At 55.7% G+C, this 4,119-nt stretch carries 4 protein-coding genes; 1 reads left to right on the top strand and 3 read right to left on the bottom strand.

Annotated elements, in window-relative coordinates; genetic code table 11:
- The 3 genes from Q0510_RS00020 to Q0510_RS00010 all read right to left on the bottom strand — a co-directional run.
- A partial coding sequence (locus tag Q0510_RS00020; RefSeq protein ID WP_298707084.1) for a D-alanyl-D-alanine carboxypeptidase occupies positions 1 to 658 on the bottom strand: 658 nt, incomplete at its 3' end.
- Positions 659 to 757: 99 nt separating this feature from the next.
- Positions 758 to 2,104 (bottom strand): Gfo/Idh/MocA family oxidoreductase, encoded by a 1,347-nt coding sequence (locus Q0510_RS00015; RefSeq protein WP_298707082.1) that lies wholly within the window; start codon positions 2,102 to 2,104, stop codon positions 758 to 760.
- 121 nt (positions 2,105 to 2,225) lie between these two features.
- Positions 2,226 to 3,185 (bottom strand): SUMF1/EgtB/PvdO family nonheme iron enzyme, encoded by a 960-nt coding sequence (locus tag Q0510_RS00010; RefSeq protein WP_298707080.1) that lies wholly within the window; start codon positions 3,183 to 3,185, stop codon positions 2,226 to 2,228.
- 208 nt (positions 3,186 to 3,393) lie between these two features.
- On the opposite strand from Q0510_RS00010, the gene Q0510_RS00005 reads away from it, so the two are divergent.
- A partial coding sequence (locus tag Q0510_RS00005; protein WP_298707078.1) for a TIM barrel protein occupies positions 3,394 to 4,119 on the top strand: 726 nt, incomplete at its 3' end.

The following is a 4,119-nucleotide window of genomic DNA, read 5'->3' as shown; positions in this document are numbered from 1 at the left end:
CGAACGTCTGTTCCGCGTGAATGTCTGACCGGATGTGCAGGGTGAAAAGATTCTCGCGCTCTTCGCGGTCGGCCAGCTGTTCGTTCGGCGGGCGCTCGTAGACCAGTTCCGTTTCAAACTCTGGCGACATGGAATAATCCGCGCCCTTGATCCGGATGCGGGTGACGTTGCCGTACATGGGCCATTCGTTCAGTTCCGGCTGGTAATAGTCCGCGTAATCGCCCCAGCCCCAACCCGGGCCGAAGCGTTTATTCTTGATAGTGGCGGGTTGCAGCCAGATGTTTTTCCCCAGTTTTTCGAGAATGCGTTGCGAGGTGAAATCGGGATGCAGGAACGAGGGGTCGCCCGTTCCCTGGATAAACAACGCCGTATCGTTCTCCGCGAACTTCATCCCCGGCAGCGAATCCCCCAGCAACTGCAATCCCGCAAACAGCGTAAAGATCTTGGTATTGGAAGCGGGCACGAAGAATTTATCGTCCTGGTGCTGGTACCAGTATTTCTGGGTGGCGGGGTCGTAGATGCTGATGCCGACATGGGCGTTCCGCAGTTCTTTGGTTTGCAGGATATCCTGCTGCGCCCAGAGGCGGATGTTCTTGGGTTGCGCCATGGCGGCGGCGCTCAGCAGCAGGGCGATGGCGACCGTGATGTACGATTTCATGTCCTGAATATAAACATTTTATGGAAGGTTCGGTAACAGGAAAGGCGCACCCGGTACCGGGTGCGCCTTTCCAATATCGCTGCCTTTTCACTTGCGTGATCAGGAGAAGTAGCGGGTGATGCCGGGTTTGGCGTAGGCGTAGTTGCCTTGCGCATCCGGAACGATCGGCGGCGGAGCGTCGAACGCATAACGGGAAGGCTGCAGGTTGATGCCTGATTTCAGCGCCTTTTCCCACTCGATCTGCTGGCCGGAATAAGTAGCCATACGGCCGATGATCGCGGAAAGCGTAGCTTCGGCGCCCATCTGCGCGTCCTGGAATTTGTACTGGCCGTTGGCGATCGCTTCGAACAGCTCGTCGTGCTCGGCCTGGTACGGACGGTTGTGCTGCTTGCGGTCGAACTGGTAGAGCGTTTTGCCTTTATGGTCTACGATCTGGGCGCGGTCGCAGAAGATGCGGCCTTTCGTGCCCACGATCTCCTCATCTACCTTGCTCACGGAATCTTTCCAGTGGCGGCATTGGCTGTTCATCACTACGCCATTGTCATAACGGTATTCCACGAAGTGGTGGTCGAAGATCTCACCTGCTTCCGGGCCGGTACGGATGGCGCGGCCGCCCATGCCTACTGCTGTTACGGGCGTTTTACCCATGAACCAGTTGCCGACGTCGATGTTGTGGATGTGCTGTTCTACGATATGGTCGCCGCAGAGCCAGTTGAAATAATACCAGTTGCGCATCTGGTATTCCATTTCGGTGTATTCGGGCTTGCGCTCGCGAACCCAGAGTGCTCCCTGGTTCCACCAAACCTGGATGGAGGTGATATCGCCGATCATACCATCCTGCACGCGTTTGTGCAGTTCGCGGTAAGAAGTCATATAGTGACGCTGGAGACCAACCACCACGTTCAGTTTTTTGGCTTTCGCCTTTTCCGCGGTTTCGAGCACTTTGGCGATGCCTGCGGGATCGGTGGCCACGGGTTTTTCCATGAACACGTGCTTACCCTGCGCGATGGCTTCTTCAAAGTGGATGGGGCGGAAGCCCGGAGGGGTGGTGAGGATCACCACGTCGGCTTTGGCGATGGCTTGCTTGTAGCCGTCGAAGCCCACGAATTTATCTGCTTCGGCCACTTTCACGCGCTCGGGCGTTTTTTTCATGGACTCCACAATTTCTTTGTAGCTGCTGTTGAGCCGGTCGGCGAAAGCGTCGGCCATGGCAACGAGCTGTACGTTCTGCTTGGTGCTGAGCGCCTGCACTGCGGCGCCGGTTCCGCGGCCGCCACAGCCGATGAGGGCTATTTTGATCACGCCGGCTGCACCGGAAAAGTAATTGGTTTGTGCTGCCTGCGACAGGTAAGGGGCTGCGAGGGCGGCGCCTGCGAGGATAGAGGTTTTCTTAACGAAGTCTCTGCGACTCTGATCGTGGAATTGAGAGCGTGTTTCCTTTTCCATGTGAGGTATTTTACCGGACGCCAACTGGCGCCGTTGGTGAAAAGTATAATGAAATAGACAATAGCATTAAAAAGTACGGATAATCCGCCGAAAATCCATGCCCTGACAGAGATTTTACGGATTACCGGGATCCCACGAACTGGTCGATCGTGTCAGCGAAGAACTTCTCCGCTTCTTCTTTGGTCGGCTGTTTGAGGGGGCGAACGATGCGGAACCCTACGAAAGGCGCGTCGGCGTTCCACCATTTGCTCTTCGGGATCTGGGGATCGCGGTCGTTCCAGGCGATGTCGGACATCAGGCGGGAAGCGCTGCGAACGGAGGCGGCGTCATCCATATAATTCCCGCCGCGCACGGTGCGGGGCGTTTTATCGGTCGGCTTCAGCCAGGGGTTTGCGGCGTCGAGGGTTTTGTAAGCCTCGGCTTCGTATTGGTCCATCGTCCACTCGGCTACGTTGCCGTGCATGTCGTAGAGCCCCCAGGCATTGGGCTTCAGCTCGCCTACTTTGTGGTATTTATCTTCGGAATTCTCGGCCGTCCAGGCGAATTCTTTCAGTTTGGAAGCATCGTTGCCGAAGGGATACGCGGTCTTGGAGCCCGCGCGGCAGGCATATTCCCATTCTGCTTCGGTGGGCAGGCGGAAGAATACGCCCGTCTTGTTATACAGCCAGCGGCAATACATCAGCGCGCCGTACTGGCTCATGCTGTTGGCGGGGAAGCCTCCGGCTTTGCCCATGCCCAGCGTAAGGTCGATGTAAGGCGGGCTGGGACGGGTCATCCCGTCGGGCAGCGGCGATTTATCTTTGTCTTTATCTGCGTACAGGTCGTACTGGTCGAATGTAACTTCGTAAGCGCCCATCCAGAAAGCATCTACTTTCACTTTTTTCTGCGGCCCTTCGTCGGCGGAACGCCCTTTTTCGGCAGCAGGGCTCCCGAGCAGGAATTCTCCGGCCTTCACCGGTACCATCTTAATGGTAACATCCGTACCCTCGATTTTCTGGTCATACGCTTCGAAAGGTGTAGTCTGTGCCTGGGCGGTGGCGGCGCAGAGGCCTCCGAACAGGAATAACGCGGTTCTTCTCATCTATTGTGGTTGTAATAAAAAGCGTGTGAATTTATCCTTTTAGCACTGGGAATCCAATATTTATTTTATGAACGTCAAAAATTGGCGATGGACGTTGCATGAAATCGAGTGAAATGGCCGTTCATCTATTTTTTATTCAATACATATGGATTTCCATATTAAAAACTATAAATTTCGACTTTGCTAAAGTCATTTTAAAATACACGCTATGGAAAGAAGAAGCTTTCTTCAACAGTCGACCCTCGCCGGCATATCCGCCCTCACTTTCGGCGGCGCCACCGCATTGGCGGGCTCCGCCAAAGGGGCCGACAATACCGCCGCCGCGGGAAAAACCTTCAATATGGACTACGCCCCGCATCAGGGAATGTTCAAAAACTCCGGTGGGGAAGACTTCCTCGACCAGATCCGGTACATGCACGACCAGGGCTTCCGCTCCATCGAAGACAACGGCATGCTCGGCCGCGATACCGCCCAGCAGAACAAAATCGGGGAACTGCTTTCCAAACTGGGCATGAGAATGGGCGTGTTCGTGATCGACGGCGGCGAAAACTGGAAAGTTTCCCTCACTACCGGTAAAAAAGAACACCTCGACGTATTCCTGAAAGCCTGCGAACGCTCCGTGGAGCTGGCCAAGCGCGTCAATGCCAAATGGGCCACCGTGGTTCCCGGCTTCTTCGAACGCCACCTGCCCATCGGCATCCAGACCGGCAACGTGATCGACGCACTGCGCGCCGGCTCCGAAATCCTCGAAAAAGGCGGCCTCACCATGGTGCTCGAGCCCCTCAGCGATACGCCCGATCTCTTCCTCCGCACCTCAGAGCAAACGTACGAGATCTGCCGAGCGGTGAACAGCCCGTCCTGCAAGATCCTGTACGATATCTACCACATGCAGAAAAACGAAGGCAACCTCATCACTATGATCGACCGTTGCTGG

The organism is uncultured Chitinophaga sp. (genome assembly GCF_937874145.1).
Classification (GTDB): Bacteria; Bacteroidota; Bacteroidia; order Chitinophagales; family Chitinophagaceae; genus Chitinophaga.
Note: the sequence above shows the minus strand (reverse complement) of the source record. Positions and strands in the feature narration are given on the sequence as shown.